This is a genomic window from Subtercola boreus, assembly GCF_003399645.1.
Classification (GTDB): Bacteria; Actinomycetota; Actinomycetes; order Actinomycetales; family Microbacteriaceae; genus Subtercola; species Subtercola boreus_A.
Genome location: NZ_NBXD01000024.1, coordinates 258,401 through 277,043, shown reverse-complemented (window position 1 = coordinate 277,043; position 18,643 = coordinate 258,401). Strand labels below are relative to the sequence as shown.

Here is an 18,643-nt window from a genome sequence, read left to right as displayed (position 1 = left end):
GTACCTGGTGCGGTTGGCGGATTCGTTGCGTCTGCGACTGGCGGGCGAGGTGGCTGAGCGGTGCAGACCCGAGCTCGGCGAGGAGGGGTTGTCGAAGGCGTCGAACTTCACCACCCCGGCCGGGTTTCTGGCCGCGAATACGGGTACGAGCGAGCACACGGCGAAGAAGCTGATGAAGGTCGGTGGGGAGCTCCGGGTGACGATGTCGCTGTGTGGGCTGCCGAACCTGCCCGCGTTCTCCCACGTCGCGGAGGCAGTCGGGCTCGGTGCGATCGGTCTCGACGTGGCGACCGTGATCACGACCCGGCTCGGCCGGGTGGCGAAAAGTACCGGGTTCACGGATGCCCTGATCGAGGCCGAAGCCCAGTTGGTGTCGCTGGCGCAAGAGTCGTTGGGGGGCCAGTGCTACTCCGCAGATGTCATCGACCGTTTCGCGGTACGGATGATCGCGCACCTCGACCCCGACGGCGCAGAGCCCACAGAGGCGCAACTGCACGACAGACGCCACCTGACCCTGGTCACGGAGAAGACCGGGATGACGAAACTCACCGGCCTCCTGCCCCCGACGGCGGCCGGTCATTTGCGGGCGGCATTGGAGCCGTTTACGAGTCCCCGCATCCCCACCTTCACCGACCCCACCCACACCGACACCGACACCTCTGACCCGACCGGCACCACCGGTGAGGGTGACCCGGCTGACGGCGGCGAGGTCGAACCGCTACTTCGAGACACCCGTACCCGGGGTCAGAAACTCGCCGACGGCCTCCTCCAACTCGTCACCACCGCGGCAGGGCTCCCGACCATGCCGCGCCTGAACGGGGCAGCCCCCACCGTCAACGTCCACGCCACCCTCGAAGATGTCATCTCCGGTCGGGGTATCGGCTGGATCGACGGCCTCACCGAACCCGTCCCAGCAAGCACGATCGAAACCCTCCTCTGCCACTCCGATGTCATCACCACCCTCTTCGGTGAGCACGGGCAGGTGCTCCAGCACGGCAAAACCCGCCGCCTCTTCACCGCCGCCCAAAACCGGGCGTTGGCCGCCCGAGACGGCGGATGCGTGTGGCCATCCTGCGACGCCCCACCGTCCTGGTGCGAATCACACCACGTCGAAGGCTGGCAAACGAAAACCCACCAACCCGGCCGCACCGACCTCGACAACGGCGCACTGCTCTGCCACTTCCACCACTCCCATGTACACAAAACAAGGTGGAAACTCGTCATGCAAAACGGAACCCCGCACCTCATCCCCCCCGACTGGCTCGACTGGCGGCAAACCCCCAGACCCTGCCAACAAAACCGCGCCCGCCCACTCCCACAAACCGGATAACCCCAACGCACACCGGGTACCCTCCCGCGCCCGCAACCATCTCACCTGACCAGACCGCCCGGCCCGCCCTGTGCACCCGACCCGGCCATTCTGTCTGACCACCAGACCCGACCACCTGCCCCGACCACCTGGCCCGGCCACCTGGCCCGGCGCCCTCACCAACGCACCGTGCACGCATCCGGCCGCCCAGCCAGCCACTCGCCCACGCCACCCCACCCATCCCCGGCAAGCCCGCAGGGCGCGGCAGCCCCAGCCAACCATCGGCCCACCCCACCCCATCCGTCCCCGGCAAGCCCGCTGGGCGCGGCAGCCCCAGCCACCCGCCCACCCCAGTCCCCCCATCCCCGGCAAGCCCGCACGGCGGCAGCCGCCCAGCCTGACGTATGTGCCACCGCCACAAGCCCACCTGGCGCCGAAGCCAGCCAGGTACGACACCCCCGCCAGCTCGAACAAGGCTGGCGCGGCGCCCCACCCCGGCAGGCTGACCCGCCCCGGCCGGCTGCCCGCCCCGGCGGCTGTCCCACCCCGGCTGGCGATCAGGAGATCGGGCGCTCGAACGAGACCGGCTTATGCCAAGCGTTCAGCTGAAGGCGCCGAGCTGCTGATCGATCGGAACGGTGCCGGCTACCGTCACGTCACCGGTGTGCGCGGTAGTGACAGTTTCGATCAAGACGATCTCGACAACGTCGTCGGCGACGGGATTGTGGGGCACACCACGTGGAACGGTGTAGAACTGGCCCGGCTCGAGAACGACTTCGTCAGAGCCCCGCAGCTGAATGCGCAGCCTCCCCGACACAACCAGGAACATCTCATCCTCGTTCTCGTGGGAGTGCCAGACGAGCTCTCCGAGCAGCCGGGCGACCTTCACATACTGGTCATTGACGCGGCCGATGACGCGCGGAGTCCAGTAGTGCTCGACCAGGGCGAGCTCGGCGGCGAAATCGGTTGCAGAGAGAGTGGTCATCGTCCCAGTCTGCACTGAGCGACCCCCACGGCCTCACGCCCGCCGGATCACCGCGACCTGCCCCCGCGTCGCCGCAACCAGGTCGGCCGGGCTCACCTCGACATCGAAACCCCGGCGACCACCCGACACGTAGATCGTCTCGAAAAGGAGGGCCAGATCATCCAGAACCGTCGGCAGTGCTGTCTTCTGGCCGAATGGGCTGATACCCCCGACGACGTAGCCGCTCTTTCGCTCGGCGACGACGGCCTCTGCCATCGCGCCGCGCTTGGCACCCACCGCGGCAGCGAGAGCTTTCACATCGAGCTTCGAACTGACCGAGACGATGCCGATCGCCAGACCGTTGTCGGTATCCACCATGAGTGTCTTGAAGACCCGGTCGGGCTCCACTCCCAGCGCCACGGCGGCTTCGGCTCCGAAATCGGTCGCTGCCGAGTCGTGGTCGTACACGTGCGGCGTGAACGCCACCCCGGCACGGTTCAGCGCCACCGTCGCAGCGGTCGTCACCCGACCTCGGCCCTCAGGCGCGCGGTTCGAGTGGCGCATTGCTGAAGAGCGCATCCTGGAGAAACTCCGACACATCGGTGATCTCCTCCTGCGAGACGCCGTGCAGGATGCCCGGGTAGAGGTTCGCCGTCAGTGTCGAGTGGTCGGGCAGCCAGTCGGTGGTACGGGCGACCGCATCGGCGGAGATGACGGGGTCTGCGACATCCCGCCCCCAGGACACGGGCGGGCGTCTCTCGGCCATCACCCGGTCACCGCGCACCTGGCCGGTCAGGGTGAAGCCCGAGAGGTTGACTGCGGCGGCGAAACGCTCCGGAGCCGAGCGGAGGAGATGAACCGCCATGGCCCCGCCCTGCGAGAAGCCGAGGGTGGCGATGCTCGGCGGAGTTCCGTAGGCCGCCTCGACGCGGTCGAGCCACTCGAGAACCGAGGTCGCCGCGTCGTCGCCGGCGGCAATCCGAGGGTTGCCGGGCTCGCCGATCGTGAACCAGGCAAAACCGTCGACCACGGGGTGCGGCGCGACAAGAGGTGCCCGGAGCGACGCCGCGACAATGCCCTCGGGCAGCAGTGGGGCGAGCGAAATGAGGTCGTTCTCGTGCGACCCGTAACCGTGCATGATGATCACGAGCGGACTGGTCGGAATCCGCTCAGCGAGCTCTTCGGCCGGTACCGACCAGACGACCACGGCGTCGTCGATGGGGGCACGGCGGGGGGAGTCGGTCACGGTCGTCCTTACGCAGGGAGTGGGTGGCGGGTCATCCGAATGTATCAGCCGGCCCCGTCACTCACCCCGGTTGCGTCTCAGCTCGAAGATGCGCACGGGTTCGTCGATGGTGGGCCAGACCTCGTAGCTGTCGCGCGGGGATTCGGGTTCGATGCCGTCGGCTCTCTCGAGGTCTTCGATCGCAGGCGAAGGGTACCGTCCGGCCCAGCCTCGCTCACGTCTGGCAACGCGGGCACCAGTACGTCTCGCGGAGTGTCAGCTCGCTCGATCCCAGTTTGCCCGTGAGGATCTTCGTACCGCACCGCCGGCACGGCTGCCCGGCACGGTTGTACACCCACACCTGCTTGCCGCCACGGGTGTCGCCGGTGGTCGTGCGTTCAATGCGGTCACGGTTCGCGGTGATCAGCCGTGATGCCAGCCCGACGACCGCGTCGAGTTTCGGAACCTCACCGACGGGCCGCGTCGGCAGCACGCCCCGCAGGAAGCACAACTCGTTCGCGTACACATTGCCGAGGCCGGCGAGATTGCGCTGGTCGAGAAGCGCCACGTCGATCTCGCGGAGCGGGTCGCTCGCCAGACGCCGTTCGGCCTCTTCTGCATCCCAGTCGGAGCCGAGCAGGTCGGGGCCGAGATACCCCACGACCTCCTCCTCGCGCTCACGATGAACGACCTCCACCAGCCCGAGCTCGAAGCCGACCGCCGTCCATTCGGCGTTCCTCAGAATGGCACGCGCCTTCCACGCCGGCTTTCGCCAGCGCGTCCCCTCCTTGTACAGGTGCCAGGTGCCCTCCATTTTGAGGTGCGAATGGATGCTGAACTCACCGATCCGCATGAGCAGATGCTTGCCGCGGCTCACCACGTTGTCGACCGTCTCACCCGTGAGGTCGACGGTTGCGAACTTCGGTACGCGGATGTCGCACCCGGTCAGCACCGTGCCCGCCAGCACCGCGTTCAGGTGCTCGGCGGTGCGGTAGACGGTGTCGCCCTCAGGCATGCCGCACCTCCGCACGGCGCACGGCGCTATGCACTCCGCAGCCTCAGACCGCGCGGAGTGTTGCTGAACCCGGCGATCTCCAACAGGCGGCCCACGGATGACCCGACCGAGAATTCGCCGTTGATCTTCTCGATCGTGAGCCTGTCGACCCGCCCCGAAGTGACGGTGGACACGAGGGAGTCCGACGCCTCGACGAGCGCTGTCTCATCGTCGCTGAACGCGAGGACGGTTTTGCCGCCGCGCTCGACATAGAGCACGAGAGCCCCGTCGACGAGCACCACCAGGGCTCCGGCCTTGCGACCCGGCCGATGTCCCTCACCCTGTGGCCAGGGCAGGGATGCGCCGTAGGGGTTCGCCGGATCGGTGGCCGCAAGCGTCAGCGCGCGGGTGCGCTCGGTCTCGCGCGAACGGCCCCGATGGGACGTGCTGCCGTCGTTCCCGCCGCCTGCACCCGACTGGGCTCGGGGGTCGTGTCCGAGCATCCCGCCACCTCCGGGGGTGCTCGAACTCTCCCCGCCCCCGCGCTGTTCGCGCAGGAGGTCGGCCGAGAACGCGCGGAGGCGGTCGACCGTGCCCCCGGTTGCGAACTGGGCGGCGCCGAGACCCTCGATGAAGTACCCGCGGCGGCACCGGCCGGTCTCTTCGAACTGGCTGAGTACGCGGTAGGCGAGCGCGAAACCTCCGGGCTGGTGCTCGCTCATCACTGATCCCCGGGTCACGACGCCATAGCGGTCGAGGAGGAACTCGGCGGTGGCATGCGCACGCAGTGTCGGGTCAGCCTCTGCCCGGGGCAGGAGCGACCAGCGGCCGCCGGCCGTCGGCGGGCCGACCCGGGTGGCCATGGTGGGCCGCGAATACGCCCGCCCGCGGTACATCTTCGCGCGCGGCGCCGCCCGCTTCGTGACGTGCGTCGAACTGCCCCCGCCCGTCAGCGTGCGCAGAGGCGCCAGGGTGTCGTTGGTGACTCGGCCCGACCAGACCAGGTCCCAGAGCGCCGTGACGAGCTGGTCGTCGGTGAAGAAACCCGGGTTCATGCTCGGTAGGGGCACGGGTACCGGATGCACGGGGGAGGGTGCGACAGACGACGCCGCGGTAGCCTGGTCGTCGCCCGAACCGGTGGCAGAACCGGCGGCAGTACTGCCGGTTCCCCCGGGACCACCCGAACCGATTCCCGACTTGGGCTCTCGCCGGGGCGTCTTCGGGCGGAGCGACTCGGCGAGCATCCGCTGCTCGTCGGCGACCTCTGCGCGGCGCTTCTCGGCGGCACTGCCCAACTGCTCGGCGACCGCGTCGGAGAGCGTACGGAAGAAGTAGGCCCCGCCACCGGCCAGCGTGCTGAGGATCGCCTCCTGCAGGTCGCTCGGCTCGAGCTCGAGCTGCTCGGGCAGCGTGACCCGCACCGTGTCGGCCAGGTGCAGCGAGACCCACCCGTCGCTACCGGCCAGCGAACCGTTGCCAGACCAGACGATCTCGCCCGCGGCCGTCAGCTCGTCGAGCATGGCTGGACTGTAGTCGCGCACCCGCGACGGCAGCACGAGGGTCTCCCACGCGGAGGCGGGCACGGGCACACCGGCCAGCTGCTCGATGACCGTGAGCACACCGTCGACCCCGCGCAGGGCGCCACCGACGTGCTGCCACACCGGGAGGAAACGCCCGAATGCCTCGGCGTCGACCGGCTCCACCTCGTGCCGCAGTGCGGCCAACGACCGGCTGCGAAGGCGCCGCAACACCTCGGTGTCACACCACTCGCTCGATGCCGCCGCGTGGGCGAAGCGCGAGAACTCGGGCGTGAGGGGAACAACCGGGGCACCACCCTCGACTGACTCGCCACCGGCACCCGCCGCCCCGGCACCCACCGCAGCGGCCCCCGGCACCCCGGTCGGCCGGAACTCGCCCTCCACGACGCGACGTGCCGCCTCCAGTCTCTTCAGTGTCTCGTGCACCACCGCTGATCCGAGGCCCAGCCGCACACCGACCTCGGGTGCCGTGAACGGCCCGTGCGTGCGCGCATACCGGCCGACGAGGTCGCCGAGCGGATCTTCGACCGGCTCGATGAAGGCATCCGGAACGCCGAACGGAATCGGCACGCCCAGCGCATCGCGCAACCGGCTCGCGTCTTCGATCGCGGCGAACCGGGCGTCGCCCGCGATGCTGACCGGCAGCACCCGTCGGGCGTCGATGAGTGCCGCGACGTGTGCCTCGGCGTCGGACCCGTCGGTCAGGCGCTCGGCGAGTTCGACGATGCTGAGCGGGCCGAGCATCCGCACCAGGTCGGCGGTGCCCTCGACACCGGTCGCCCGCCGGTTCGCGGCGACGCGCTGCAGCTCGCGCTCGGTCTGCTCGATGACGCCCGGGTCGAGCAGCTCGCGGAGCTCCGCGCGCCCCAGCAGCTCGGCGAGCAGGGTGGGGTCGAGCGAGAGGGCTGCCGCACGCCGCTCGGCGAGAGGGCTGTCGCCCTCGTACACGAACGACGCCACGTACCCGAACAGCAGCGAGCGGGCGAACGGCGACGGCTCCGGCGTCTCGGTCTCGATGATGCGGATGCTGCGGCTCTCGAGTTCGCCGGCCAGCACCTTCAGCGACGGCAGGTCGTACACATCCTGCAGGCATTCCCGCACCGTCTCGAGAATGATCGGGAACGTCGGGTACCGACGGGCCACCTCGAGCAGTGCCGCCGACCGCTGTCGCTGCTGCCAGAGCGGCGAGCGCTGGCCAGGGTTCTTGCGGGGCAGCAGCAGCGCCCGCGCTGCACTCTCGCGAAAACGCGACGCGAACAGGGCCGACCCACCGACCTCGGTCGTGACGATCAACTCGAGCTCGTCGGCATCGAACACGAAGAGGTCGGCCCCGGGCGGCTCGCTCTCGGTGTCGGGCAGCCGCACCACGATGCCGTCGTCGCTGGCCACGACACCGCCGTCGACGCCGAACCGCTCGCGGATGCGAGCCCCGATCGCCAGCGCCCACGGCGAATGCACCTGCATGCCGTAGGGGGAGTGCAGGATGACGCGCCAGTCGCCCAGCTCGTCTCGGAACCGCTCGACCACCAGCGTGGAGTCGCTCGGCACGTGCCCGGTTGCCTCCCGCTGCTCGGAGATGAACGTCACGAGGTTCGTGGCCGCGTTCTCGTCGAGCCCGGCCGACGTGGCGAGCTCCAGCGCGCGGTCTGCGGATGACCCCGCCACCGTTCTGGTGAACGCACCGATGGCGCGCCCGAGTTCGGCGGGCCGCCCCAGCCCGTCGCCGCGCCAGAACGGCAGCCGCCCGGGCTCGCCGAACGCCGGTGTGACGCGAACCTGGTCGTGCGTGATCTCCTGGATGCGCCAGCTCGTCGCCCCCAGCGCGAACACATCGCCGACGCGCGACTCGTAGACCATCTCTTCGTCGAGCTCGCCGACCCGCGAGGCTTTCTCGCCCACCATGAACACGCCGAACAGGCCGCGGTCGGGGATGGTTCCACCGCTCGTCACGGCGAGGCGCTGCGCACCCGGGCGGCCGGTGATCGTTCCCGCGTCGCGGTCCCAGACGATGCGCGGCCGCAGCTCGGCGAACTCGTCTGACGGATAACGCCCGGCGAGCAGGTCGAGCGTGGCCTCGTAGGCCGAGCGCGGCAGGCCGGCGAAGGGTGCGCTGCGCTTGATCTGGTCGAACCACTCCTCGACATCGATCGACTCGAGGGCGCACGCTGCGACCGTCTGCTGGGCGAGGATGTCGAGCGGGTTCTTCGGCACCGCGAGCGTCTCGATGAGACCCTTCGTCATGCGGTCGGCCGCGACGGCCGAGTGGATGAGGTCGGCCCGGTGCTTCGGGTAGATCACCCCGCGGGACACCTCGCCCACCTGATGCCCGGCCCGCCCGACCCGCTGCAGGCCGCTCGCGACCGACGGCGGGGACTCCACCTGCACGACCAGGTCGACGGCGCCCATGTCGATACCGAGCTCGAGGCTCGAGGTCGCGACCACGCACCGGAGGCGCCCGCTCTTCAGGTCGTCTTCGATGATGGCGCGCTGTTCCTTGCTCACCGAGCCGTGGTGGGCGCGGGCGAGGAGGGGGAGCGCGCCCTGCGACTGCCCACTCTGCGCCTGCACCTGCGCTGGTGCCTGCGCGGGCACCCGGCTCGACGACGCGGGTAGCGGTGCGGAAGCGGGCACGAACCCGTCGTTCTCCACCTCGAGCCCCAGCCGTTCCGCGTAGATCTCGTTCAGCCGCGCCGTCAACCGCTCGGCGAGGCGCCGCGAGTTTGCGAAGACGATCGACGAGCGGTGCTGCAGCACCCGGTCGACGATGCTCTCTTCGACGTGCGGCCAGATCGAGCCCTGCTGCGGCGTCGCGGCCGCGGCAGAACCCTCGAGCGGTGCCGCGGCACCGAGGTTCGCCATGTCTTCGACCGGAACCACCACGCGCAGGTCGAACTTCTTCGTCGAGACCGGGGCGACGATCGTCACCGGAACACCGCCCGCGAGGAACCGGGCAACCTCAGACGGCGGGCGCACGGTGGCCGAGAGACCGATCCGCTGTGCCGGGCGCTCGAGCAGGGCATCCAGTCGCTCGAGGCTGACGGCCAGGTGCGCACCGCGCTTGGTGGCAGCGACGGCGTGCACCTCGTCGATGATGACCGTGTGCACCGTCTTGAGCGTCTCGCGGGCGGCCGAGGTGAGCATGAGGAACAGCGACTCGGGCGTGGTGATGAGAATGTCGGGCGGCGTCTTGATCATGGAGCGCCGGTCAGACGAGGTGGTGTCGCCCGAGCGCACGCCCACCGTCACCGACGGGGGCTCGGTTCCCAGCCGCTTCGCCGTCTGCGTCACACCCACGAGCGGCGCGCGGAGGTTGCGCTCCACGTCGACGGCCAGGGCCTTCAGCGGTGAGATGTACAGCACGCGCGTACCGGCGACGCGCTCGGGGTCGGTCGGGGCCGAGGTCAGCTGGTCGATCGCCCAGAGGAAGGCCGCGAGCGTCTTGCCCGAACCCGTCGGTGCGACGACGAGCGCGTGCGACCCCTCGGAGACCGCCTGCCACGCCCCGACCTGCGCTTCGGTGGGCGCGGCGAAGGCCCCCGCGAACCATTCCCGGGTCGCGGGTGAGAACCGTTCGAGCACGGCCGACACCCGGGCCGCGTCGGCCTTCGCTGCTGTTGCTTTGCTCACCCCACCATCCTCCCCGATACCACTGACACTCGCCCGTTCGGCCCCGGGTGACCGGTAACCCTTGCGGTATGGGTGAGAATGAAGCATGAGCGTTCGCACCCCCGACCCGAACCCCGGCTGGCTGAGTGACCAGGAGCTCGACGACATCCGTCGCCGTCTGCCCCTGCTCTATGTGGAGGCCGTGCCGGTTCGCGTCGACGGGCTCGGGCAGGTCACCGAGGTCGGCGTTCTGCTCCGCGTCTCGCCGAGCGGCAACATGACCCGCACCATCGTGTCGGGCCGGGTGATGTACGGAGAGACCCTGCGCGACGCGCTCTTCCGCCACCTCGAGAAAGATCTCGGGCCGATGGCCTTCCCGCAGCTGCCGACCAGTCCCATCCCGTTCTCGGTCGCCGAGTACTTTCCGCTGCCGGGGGTCAGTGCCTTCACGGATGATCGGCAGCACGCCGTCTCCCTGGCCTACGTCATCCCGGTCACCGGTACCTGCGATCCGCGTCAAGACGCCCTCGAACTCACCTGGATGACCCCGCAGGAGGCCACCAGCGACGCCATCCACGCCGAGATGGAGGGCGGCCGCGGCGCCCTGCTGCGCGCAGCGCTCGCGTCGGTCGGCCGCCTGGCCTAGCCTGCGCCCATCCCGCCCGCACCAGCTCGCGCTGGATCGCGCCCGCACCATCCCGTCCGTTTTGCGCAAAAGCACCCAAAACGTTCCGTTTGCGTGCTTTTGCGCAAAACGGCCTCAGTCGAGCTGCGCGATGGTAGCGAGGTAGAAGTCGACGTACCGTTGCGCGTCGACCTCGAGCGCCACATCCGTCAGCCCGACCGCGGAGTGCAGCCCGTGCATCCGGTCTTCTCCCGGAAACTGCCGCCGATCGACGACGGTCTGCCCGCGACTGGCCCCTGCCAGCTCGACGAACACCGGCAGTCGTTCGACTCGCAGAGCATCCGGATCCACCAGGGCGCACACCGCGCCCGCGTCGCCGATGAGCCCCGTGTAGACCGGTTCGCGGCCCGGCCCCATGCCGATGCGGTGCGCGAGCAGCGCCCCGGCGACCTTCTGGGCGCGGCGGCTGCTCGCCTGCAGCGCCTCGGTCTGCTCTCGGGCGACCGCCACGTGATTGAACACGTCGAGGCCGTACATGAAGGTCGGGATGCCCGAATCGAGCACGATCGCCGCAGCCTCGGGGTCATGCCACACGTTGAATTCGGCCGTGGGGGTGGCGTTGCCCACGCTGGCCGATCCGCCCATGGAGAGGATGCGCTCGACCTTCGCCGCGACCTCCGGGTGGGTGCGCAGCAGCAGCGCGAGGTTGGTCTGCGGGGCGAGCGCGATGATCGTGACGGGCCCGCTGCTCGCGACCAGCCGGTCTCGCAGCATCCCGACGGCACCCTGTCCGACCGGCCGCCGGTTCGTCTCGGGCAGCACGATGCCGCCGAGCCCGTCGGCGCCGTGCACGTGCGAGGCGTCACGCGCCGGCGCGATCAGCGGCCGCACGGCGCCCGCGGCGACCGGGATGTCGCCTGCACCCGCCGCATCCAGGATCTTCAGCGTGTTGAGAACGACCTGCGGCAGTGCCGCGTTGCCCGCCACGCAGCTGATACCGAGCAGGTTCACCTCGGGGTGCGCGACGGCGAACATGATCGCCAGGGCGTCATCCACCCCCGTATCGACATCCATCAACACATTCACAGGGCTCATACACCCCAAGTTACTGGAGCCCCGCCCTGCCCGCCCGCCCGACCGCAGACCGCAGGCCCCCACTGTGCGCAAAAGCACCCAAGGCCGCGAGGTTGGGTGCTTTTGCGCAAAACGCGGGCGGATGCCCGCAGGGTTGAGCGTCGGGAGGTGACGCGGGGGACTAGCCCTGCGCGCGGCGGGGGGCCGAGCGCTGCGGGCGCGACGGGGAGGTCTGCGAGCCGCCGGCACTCGACCAGACGGTGGTCGAGCCGCCGCCTGAGCCGCCGCGGCCTGCACCGCCGCCACCCTGGCCGCGGCGTGCGCCGCCCGAACCCGATCCGCCGGCACCGGCGCCCGAAGCCGCACGGTCGCGACGCGGGCGGTCGGATGAACCCGTTCCTGCACCGGCACCGGCCGAGGCGCCGTCGCGGAGGCCACGCTTGCGCTGGGCGTTGGCGCCCTGTGATCCACCGCCGTCGCGAGAGCCCGAACCCGAGCCCCCACCGTTGCCGCCGCGCGAACCGCGTCCGCCGCCGCCATTGCCGCGACCGCCACCGCCGTTACCACCGGCACCGCCTCCCGAACGCCCACCACCGGTGAGCGTCACGGGAGCGTCAGACGGCTTCACATACGCCGCAACCTCGCCGACGAGAGCGTCGACCGAGGGCGAGGCGAGCGACACGCGCTCGGTCGCCACCGAGATCGCGGCCTTGCGCATGAGCTGGTCGAGGTCTTTCCGCTGGGCGGGAAGGATGATCGTCACGACGTCGCCCTCGCTGCCGGCCCGAGCCGTACGGCCCGAACGGTGCAGGTACGCCTTGTGCTCGGTGGGCGGGTCGACGTGGATCACGAGCTCGATGTCATCGACGTGCACACCGCGGGCCGCGACATCCGTCGCCACCAGCACGCTCACGTCACCGGCGCTGAAGGCGGCCAGGTTGCGGTCGCGGGCCACCTGCGAGAGGTTGCCGTGCAGGTCGACGGCCGGGATGCCCGCTTCGATGAGCTGGCGTGCGAGCTTCTTCGCGTGGTGCTTGGTGCGCATGAACAGGATGCGTCGCCCGGTGCCCGACGCCAGCTTCTTCACGAGGGCGGTCTTCGCCTCGGCGTCGTTGACCTCGAACACGTGGTGGGTCATAGCGGCGACGGGGGAGTTGGCCTCATCCACCGAGTGCAGAACCTGGTTGTGCAGGAAACGGTTGACGATCTTGTCCACGCCGTTGTCGAGCGTGGCGGAGAAGAGCAGGCGCTGGCCGTGCTCGGGCGTCTTCGAGAGGATGCGCGTCACGACGGGGAGGAAGCCCAGGTCGGCCATGTGGTCGGCCTCGTCGAGCACGGTGATCTCCACGGCGTCGAGCGATACGAAGCCCTGCTTCATGAGGTCTTCGAGACGGCCGGGGCAGGCGACGACGACGTCGACACCTGCCTTGAGGGCGGCGACCTGGCGCGACTGCGAGACGCCACCGAAGATCGTGGTCGACTTGAGGCCGTAGGCGTCGGCGAGCGGCTGCAGCACCGCGGTGATCTGCGTGGCGAGCTCGCGCGTCGGGGCGAGGATCAGGCCGACCGGGCGGCCCGGGCGGCGCTTTCCGCCGGCGAGGGCACCCGCGAGGCGGGCGACCATCGGAATCGAGAACGCGAGCGTCTTGCCCGAGCCGGTCTTGCCGCGGCCCAGCACGTCGCGCCCGTTGAGCGTGTCGGGCAGGGTGTCGACCTGGATCGGGAACGGGCTGGTGATTCCGTCGGCAGTGAGCTTGGCGACGAGCGGGGCCGGCACGCCGAGTGAGGCGAACGAGGGGCCTGCCGCGGTGTCTGCTGACGAAGTGGTGGGTGTGACTGTTGTCATGGGGGGTTTCGGTGCCTTCCAGGCATCGGTTCCACCGGAGAACGGCGCGTGCCGGGCAGCGTGCTGCTGCCCGGCGGAGTGCGTCTGCGCGATCTCGTCCCGGTTCGCCGCCCGCCACAGCCGAGGGCCGGGCGCACGTGCCGAAGCGGACTTCGGTGGAAGTGTGGCGAAGGTGCCGGTGGGCACATCCGTTCGCCGTGAGAATTCATCTTCATGCCGAACCAGAGTGTTCTGCAGAGGACATGCGTTCTACGACGCAGGGAGCGCAAATGCGCTCGCAAGTATCTACAGTCTAGCAGGCGAATGGATGCCGGGTCAGCTGCCGAGGTCGTAGACCGTTGAGCCGCCCACCGTGGTCGCGGTGTAGGTCGCGGTCACCCAGGCCTCGATCGCGCTCGCAGCGCTCGTGGAGCTGCTGCCGCCGCCCGCGCCACCGCCCTGGCCGCTGACGATGTAGTAGCCCACGTCACCCGCGGCCACGTAGGCCTGGAACTCGGCGAGCGTCGGCGTCGGGTCGTCGCTCCAGCCGCCGATCGCCATCACGGCGGTCTCCGAGCTGAGTTCGAGCGTGGCTGCGCTCTGCGAGCCGTCCACCGCCGCTGCCCACCGTGCCGTCGAGGCGGCGAGCAGGGCGGTGAGGGCGGCGGAGTCCGTGCTGCCGGCGCCTGCGGTGGTGGTGGTGCCCGCGGTGCTGCTGGTGCCTGCGGTGCCGGTGCTGCCGGCGCCGGTGCCCGTGCCGCCGGTGCTGCTCGTGCCCGACGGCGCGGTGCCGCCGGTCATCCCGCCCGGCCGCTCGCCGGTCGCGGCGCTCGGCGCAGAACCCCCACCACCACCACCACCGCCACCGCCACCACCACCGCCACCGCCGGCCGCCAGACCGCTGCTGCTCACGCTCCCGACCGAGGGGATCGACCCGCTGTGCGCCACCGACGCCGTCGCCACCGCGTAGGCGGCCGACCCGCCGAGGCCGAAGAGCGCGCCCGCGATCACCGCCACCGCTGTCACCCGCGCGAGACGCGCCGCGGAACCCACGACGAGCGCCGCCGCCGAGAGCACCGCTCCGACGACGAGCACCCACCGCAACCAGGGCAGCCATGACGCGTTCTCAGACAGCAGCACGAACGCCCATGCGCCCGAGCCGGCGATCATCGCCGCAAGTCCGAGTCGCCCGAGCCAGGTCGATCGAACGCTCCACAGCACGACGCCACCGACTGCCACCAGGGCGGCGACCGCGGGGGCCAGCGCGACGGTGTAGTACGGGTGGATCGTTCTGCTCATGTAGCTGAACACCAGACCGGTGACGAGCAGCCAGCCTCCCCACAGCAGCAGCGCGGCGCGCAACGGATTCGCCCGCCCGCCCTTTCGCGTGACCACCAGCCCGAGCACCAGGGCCAGCAGGGCCGCCGGCAGCAGCCAGGAGATCTCGAGCCCCATCTCGCTGCTGAACAACCGGTCGAGCCCGGTCGAGCCGCCGAAACTCGAGCCGGCCGCGCCGGTCGCCGTTCCGCCGCCCCCGCCGCTTCCTGACCCTCCGAAGATGCGCCCCAGCCCGTTGTACCCGAAGACGAGGTCGAGCACGGTGTTGTTCGTCGATCCGCCGATGTACGGTCGAGCATCCGCGGGCCAGAGTGCGACGGCAATCACCCACCAGCCGGCGGCGACCACGAGCGCGCTCGCCGCGATGAGCAGGTGCGCGATGCGTCGCCCCAGCGTGGTCTGGGCGGCAACCAGGTAGACCAGGCCGAACGCCGGCAGCACCAGCAGGCCCTGCAGCATCTTGGTGAGAAAGGCGAAGCCGAGCGCGACACCCGCCAGCGCGAGCCATTTCCAGCTCGCCGTCGGCAGGGCCCGCACCACGGAGTACGCGGCAGCGGTCATGAGCAGCACCAGCAGCGCATCCGGATTGTCGAAGCGGAACATCAGGGCCGCGGCGGGCGTGAACGCGAGAACCGCTCCCGCCAACAGACCGCCGACGGCCGCCGGACGGGCCCCGAGGCTCGCGAGACTGCGGCGAACAGCGCCGAACAGCAGGGCCACAGCGCCGACGCCCATCACGGCCTGCGGGGCCAGCACGCTCCAGCTCGAGAAGCCGAAGAGGCGGGCCGAGAGCCCCATCACCCACAGCGAAGCAGGCGGTTTGTCGACAGTGATGAAGTTCGAGGCGTCGAGAGACCCGAAGAAGAAGGCCTTCCAGCTCGTCGCCCCCGCCTGAACGGCCGCCGCATAGAACGTGTTCGCGTAGCCGCTCGCGCCGAGGTTCCACAGGTAGAGCACGGCCGTCACCAGCAGCAGGCCGAGAAGGCTCGGGCGAACCCACGCCGGTGAGGTGCGGTCGCCGACTGCGGCGCGCACGATCAGGCTCCGGATGCCCGTCCCGCCGATCCTCGAACCGACGCGTGGTGCGGTAGGGCTGAGACTCGCGGGGTGCGACGACATGGGCTGGCCTCTCACTGGGGCACCGTGCACAGGCACGGTGCACTCGGGCACCGTGCACAGGCACGGTGGATGATGTCATCCCAGCCTCTGCGTGCCCGCTATGCGCCGTCTCGGCGGTGGCTATGCGAAACCTATGAAGTCACCGCGCCCCGAGGCGCCTATCGTCGCCCTGTGGTGCGGCTCGGGGGAGCAGCGCGCTGCCCCGGCTCAGTGGTACAGCTCGCCCACCGGGATCTCGGCCGCCACCCGGTTGCCGAGCGGCGCCAGCGGGCATGCCCAGGCCGGGTCGTAGGCGCACGACGGGTTGTAGGCGAAGTTGAAGTCCAGCACGAGCGACCCGGGCACGGCTCCCTCGCCGAGGAACGCCCCCTTGATGGTGTCGAGCAGGTACCGCCCGCCACCGTAGGTGCCGCCCGGACGCCCGGCAAGCGCATCCCGAACCGGCAGGAACAGCCCGCCGCCGTACGACTGCAGGCGCCACACGTCGAGCGTGCCCACCTCGGGCACTTCGGCCCGCCCGACCAGTTCGAACGGAACCACGCCGTCGGTGCCGGTCTCGAAATCGAACCGTGCCGGCTCCTCGGGGGCGACCAGCTCGACCTCGAAGCGCCAGGCGGGGTCGTACTCGGCGACCGGCAGTCCCTCGAACCCGGCCCGGTCCTCCGGCAGGAGCGGGGTCTGCGGATGCGTGTCGAACAGCTCGTTGCGCGAGGCCCTCCAGAAGGTGTGCGCCTCCACGGCGGGCAAGGGTGCGTCTGTCCCGACCCCCGTACCGGGCCCCGCTGCGAGCCGCCGTGTCTCGGCGTAGATGTCGAAGACCCGCCGCCGCCAGTCGGCCGTCTCGATCGCGGTGCGTGCATCGGCCATCAGGCCGTGTCCTCGCCAGCCATCGGCGCCGCGTGCTTCGGCTCGAACGACCACGTCGGTGCCAGTTGCTTCAGCCGCACCCCGCGCACCTGCCAGAACGCCCACATGCTCATCCAGATCGCCGGTGTCAGTGCCCCGGCACCGATGATCAACCGGTCGCGGTAGAGCGTCTTCGCCGGTTCATACGGGTCGACCGACACGGCCATCCGGTGGTCCCATTTCGTCACGAGCGTCAGCGCACCCGAGGCGGCGTGCCCCTTGTCGTGGATGATGCGCACCCCCGGATGCTGCGTGTGCGTGCGATCGATGTCGATCACCTGCCGCCCCATCGGCAGCAGCCCGAACGCCTCGATCTCGACCCGGTTCTCGCCCTCGGGCCAGGTCGTGCGAAAACCGCCCGGCTCGAGCGACGACACGCTGAGCAGCGGAGCCGACACCTCCCGGAACACGGCCGGACTCTGCAGGGCCCGCCACGCCGCATCCACCGAACAGTCGAGCGTCAACTTCAGCATCACCTTCATGCACCCAGTCTGTCGCAGTAGGCGAACGGATGCCTCGGGTTGACGTCGCTACGATTGTCGGGTGAACATCCCACCGGTCGTCGCCCAGACCCCCTACCAGGTGCGTTTCGGTCGCGGGCCGGGCGCCCTCGACGACGTCGCCCGGCACGCCGACGTGGTCATCTGGGTCGACGCGCTGCCGACCCTCGTGCACACCTCCTTCGAACCGACCGTCGTGCCCACGATCGAGGGGCTGCCGGTCATCCACGCCGACCTCCGCACGCGCTCGCAGGCGGCCGACTGGATGCTCGACCAGCAGGTCCAGGCCGGCGTGCGTGTCTCGGTGGCGGTCATCGCCGCTCACGACAGCACCGAAGACACCCTTGCCGCCGGAGCCGTGATCGACGCCCTCGCGGCCCGGGGAATCGACTTCTCTTCCCCGGAGGCGGCGGTCGCCTGCGCGTCGTTCACCGCGCTCGAACGGGCGGTCGGGCACCTTTTCACGGCCTCGGTCTCGGGGCGGGAACTCATCGCGGCCGGCCACGCCGACGTGGTCGGGGCGGCGAGCGATGTCGACGCCGGCGTGGCCGGTGCGCCGTCGGGTATCGATTGTCAGCCGCCGGTGGTTGCATAGGACGGTGGTTGCATAGACCAGCAGCCCGCACCCGGGCCGAACTCTTCGAGGGAGACATCATGAAAGCAGTCATCAACGGAACCGTCATCGCCGAGGCTCCGAAGGAAGACCTCATCGCGATCGAGGGCAACTGGTACTTCCCGCCCGCCAGCGTGAAGAGCGAGTACCTCGTCTCTAGCCCGACGCCCTACACCTGCCCGTGGAAGGGTGCGTGCCAGTACTTCAGCGTCAAGGCCGGCGACGAGACGCTGAAAGACCGCGCGTGGAGCTACCCGACACCCTACGAGTCAGGCATCAAGCGTGTCGGCAAGGACTTCAGCGACTACGTCGCGTTCTGGAAAGAAGTGAACGTCACCGAGTAGTAGACGTCACCGCGTAGCAGACGTCACCGAGTAGTAGACGTCACCGAGTAGTAGACGCCACCGCGTAGCAGCGTCTACGCCTGGGTTCCGGCCAGCCGCCTCGGTGCGGCCGGAACCTCGCGGCGCTCCCAGCTGATCACGAACGCGCGGTCGAAGCGCCGTGAGCATGCTCCGCACGCCAGAACCCGCGCCGGCTTCCGGTAACGGTAGTGCAGGTGTCCGTTCGGGCAGGTGCCCATCCACGGCGCCAGTTCGTCGGCGATCGCGCCCTGGTGCAGGCGCTTTCCCTCGTAGCCGAGGTCTTTGCCCACCGCCCGCCAGGTGGGGCCGTGCCCGGCACGGGACCCCGCGACCGCGTGGGCGATCTCGTGCAGCAGAACCTGGTGGATCTCGTCGTCTTCGTATCGCGCCGCCAGGTGCCGTGACACCGTGATTCGCTTCTCGGTGTAGTTGCAGAGGCCCGCGCGCGTCTTGGCGTTGTCGAAGCCGAAACTCCACACCGCCTCATCGAGGTGGAGGGCGATGAGGGCGTTCGCCCAGGTTCGTACGCGGTGCAGGTCAGCCACGGTTCGAGCCTAAGTCACTGCACCGACACTGGGCAGTCGACACTGCGTGGCCGACACTGCGTTGCCGACACTGTGCGGTCAACAGGCCGACACTGCG

15 protein-coding genes are annotated in these 18,643 nt (G+C 70.0%); 4 read left to right on the top strand and 11 right to left on the bottom strand.

The window, feature by feature from the left end; genetic code table 11:
- On the top strand, window positions 1-1,330 hold a 1,330-nt coding region (locus tag B7R24_RS12740; protein WP_147304034.1), incomplete at its 5' end, for an HNH endonuclease signature motif containing protein.
- A 580-nt stretch (window positions 1,331-1,910) separates the two neighbouring features.
- Here the strand turns inward: B7R24_RS12740 and B7R24_RS12735 are convergent.
- From B7R24_RS12735 to B7R24_RS12715, 5 genes are all read right to left on the bottom strand, one after another.
- Window positions 1,911-2,294, bottom strand: a complete 384-nt coding sequence (locus B7R24_RS12735) for a cupin domain-containing protein (RefSeq protein ID WP_116419332.1) — start codon at window positions 2,292-2,294, stop codon at window positions 1,911-1,913.
- 33 nt (window positions 2,295-2,327) lie between these two features.
- The gene (gene ybaK / locus B7R24_RS12730) at window positions 2,328-2,837 is read right to left on the bottom strand and encodes a Cys-tRNA(Pro) deacylase (protein WP_116419331.1); all 510 of its coding nucleotides are present in this window, start codon (window positions 2,835-2,837) and stop codon (window positions 2,328-2,330) included.
- The gene (locus B7R24_RS12725) at window positions 2,812-3,519 is read right to left on the bottom strand and encodes an alpha/beta hydrolase (protein ID WP_253259452.1); all 708 of its coding nucleotides are present in this window, start codon (window positions 3,517-3,519) and stop codon (window positions 2,812-2,814) included. Before B7R24_RS12725 ends, ybaK begins: the two co-directional genes overlap by 26 nt.
- A gap of 214 nt (window positions 3,520-3,733) precedes the next feature.
- Complete coding sequence (locus B7R24_RS12720; RefSeq protein WP_116419330.1) at window positions 3,734-4,513, bottom strand: DNA-formamidopyrimidine glycosylase family protein; 780 nt, start codon at window positions 4,511-4,513, stop codon at window positions 3,734-3,736.
- Window positions 4,514-4,539: 26 nt separating this feature from the next.
- Window positions 4,540-9,618: an ATP-dependent helicase gene (locus B7R24_RS12715; RefSeq protein WP_116419355.1), complete on the bottom strand. Its 5,079-nt coding sequence runs from the start codon at window positions 9,616-9,618 to the stop codon at window positions 4,540-4,542.
- A gap of 124 nt (window positions 9,619-9,742) precedes the next feature.
- On the opposite strand from B7R24_RS12715, the gene B7R24_RS12710 reads away from it, so the two are divergent.
- Window positions 9,743-10,282: an NUDIX hydrolase family protein gene (locus B7R24_RS12710; RefSeq protein ID WP_116419329.1), complete on the top strand. Its 540-nt coding sequence runs from the start codon at window positions 9,743-9,745 to the stop codon at window positions 10,280-10,282.
- Window positions 10,283-10,396: 114 nt separating this feature from the next.
- On the opposite strand, the gene B7R24_RS12705 is transcribed toward B7R24_RS12710, so the two are convergent.
- From B7R24_RS12705 to B7R24_RS12685, 5 genes are all read right to left on the bottom strand, one after another.
- Complete coding sequence (locus B7R24_RS12705; protein ID WP_253259934.1) at window positions 10,397-11,335, bottom strand: nucleoside hydrolase; 939 nt, start codon at window positions 11,333-11,335, stop codon at window positions 10,397-10,399.
- 181 nt (window positions 11,336-11,516) lie between these two features.
- On the bottom strand, window positions 11,517-13,181 hold the full coding sequence (locus B7R24_RS12700; protein WP_116419354.1) for a DEAD/DEAH box helicase: 1,665 nt from the start codon (window positions 13,179-13,181) through the stop codon (window positions 11,517-11,519).
- Window positions 13,182-13,496: 315 nt separating this feature from the next.
- The gene (locus B7R24_RS12695; protein WP_116419327.1) at window positions 13,497-15,617 is read right to left on the bottom strand and encodes an ArnT family glycosyltransferase; all 2,121 of its coding nucleotides are present in this window, start codon (window positions 15,615-15,617) and stop codon (window positions 13,497-13,499) included.
- 207 nt (window positions 15,618-15,824) lie between these two features.
- Window positions 15,825-16,484, bottom strand: a complete 660-nt coding sequence (locus tag B7R24_RS12690; RefSeq protein WP_116419326.1) for a DUF1684 domain-containing protein — start codon at window positions 16,482-16,484, stop codon at window positions 15,825-15,827.
- Window positions 16,484-17,005 (bottom strand): hypothetical protein, encoded by a 522-nt coding sequence (locus B7R24_RS12685; protein ID WP_116419325.1) that lies wholly within the window; start codon window positions 17,003-17,005, stop codon window positions 16,484-16,486. The genes B7R24_RS12690 and B7R24_RS12685 overlap by 1 nt, the downstream gene beginning before the upstream one ends.
- Window positions 17,006-17,066: 61 nt before the next feature.
- Between B7R24_RS12685 and B7R24_RS12680 the strand changes: the two genes are divergently transcribed.
- Together B7R24_RS12680 and B7R24_RS12675 are read left to right on the top strand one after the other, a co-directional pair.
- Window positions 17,067-17,618 (top strand): hypothetical protein, encoded by a 552-nt coding sequence (locus B7R24_RS12680; RefSeq protein ID WP_116419324.1) that lies wholly within the window; start codon window positions 17,067-17,069, stop codon window positions 17,616-17,618.
- A gap of 59 nt (window positions 17,619-17,677) precedes the next feature.
- Complete coding sequence (locus tag B7R24_RS12675) at window positions 17,678-17,980, top strand: DUF427 domain-containing protein (protein WP_116419323.1); 303 nt, start codon at window positions 17,678-17,680, stop codon at window positions 17,978-17,980.
- Window positions 17,981-18,054: 74 nt separating this feature from the next.
- Here B7R24_RS12675 and B7R24_RS12670 read toward each other — a convergent pair whose 3' ends face one another.
- Window positions 18,055-18,546 (bottom strand): SprT-like domain-containing protein, encoded by a 492-nt coding sequence (locus B7R24_RS12670; protein WP_116419322.1) that lies wholly within the window; start codon window positions 18,544-18,546, stop codon window positions 18,055-18,057.
- Window positions 18,547-18,643: the final 97 nt, after the last annotated feature.

Coding starts and splice junctions, on each gene's coding strand:
- B7R24_RS12735 (WP_116419332.1), bottom strand. CDS start 2,294: ATGACCACTCTCTCTGCAACCGATTTCGCCGCCGAGCTCGCCCTGGTC.
- ybaK (WP_116419331.1), bottom strand. CDS start 2,837: ATGCGCCACTCGAACCGCGCGCCTGAGGGCCGAGGTCGGGTGACGACC.
- B7R24_RS12720 (WP_116419330.1), bottom strand. CDS start 4,513: ATGCCTGAGGGCGACACCGTCTACCGCACCGCCGAGCACCTGAACGCG.
- B7R24_RS12710 (WP_116419329.1), top strand. CDS start 9,743: ATGAGCGTTCGCACCCCCGACCCGAACCCCGGCTGGCTGAGTGACCAG.
- B7R24_RS12705 (WP_253259934.1), bottom strand. CDS start 11,335: ATGGATGTCGATACGGGGGTGGATGACGCCCTGGCGATCATGTTCGCC.
- B7R24_RS12700 (WP_116419354.1), bottom strand. CDS start 13,181: ATGACAACAGTCACACCCACCACTTCGTCAGCAGACACCGCGGCAGGC.
- B7R24_RS12695 (WP_116419327.1), bottom strand. CDS start 15,617: ATGTCGTCGCACCCCGCGAGTCTCAGCCCTACCGCACCACGCGTCGGT.
- B7R24_RS12690 (WP_116419326.1), bottom strand. CDS start 16,484: ATGGCCGATGCACGCACCGCGATCGAGACGGCCGACTGGCGGCGGCGG.
- B7R24_RS12685 (WP_116419325.1), bottom strand. CDS start 17,005: ATGAAGGTGATGCTGAAGTTGACGCTCGACTGTTCGGTGGATGCGGCG.
- B7R24_RS12675 (WP_116419323.1), top strand. CDS start 17,678: ATGAAAGCAGTCATCAACGGAACCGTCATCGCCGAGGCTCCGAAGGAA.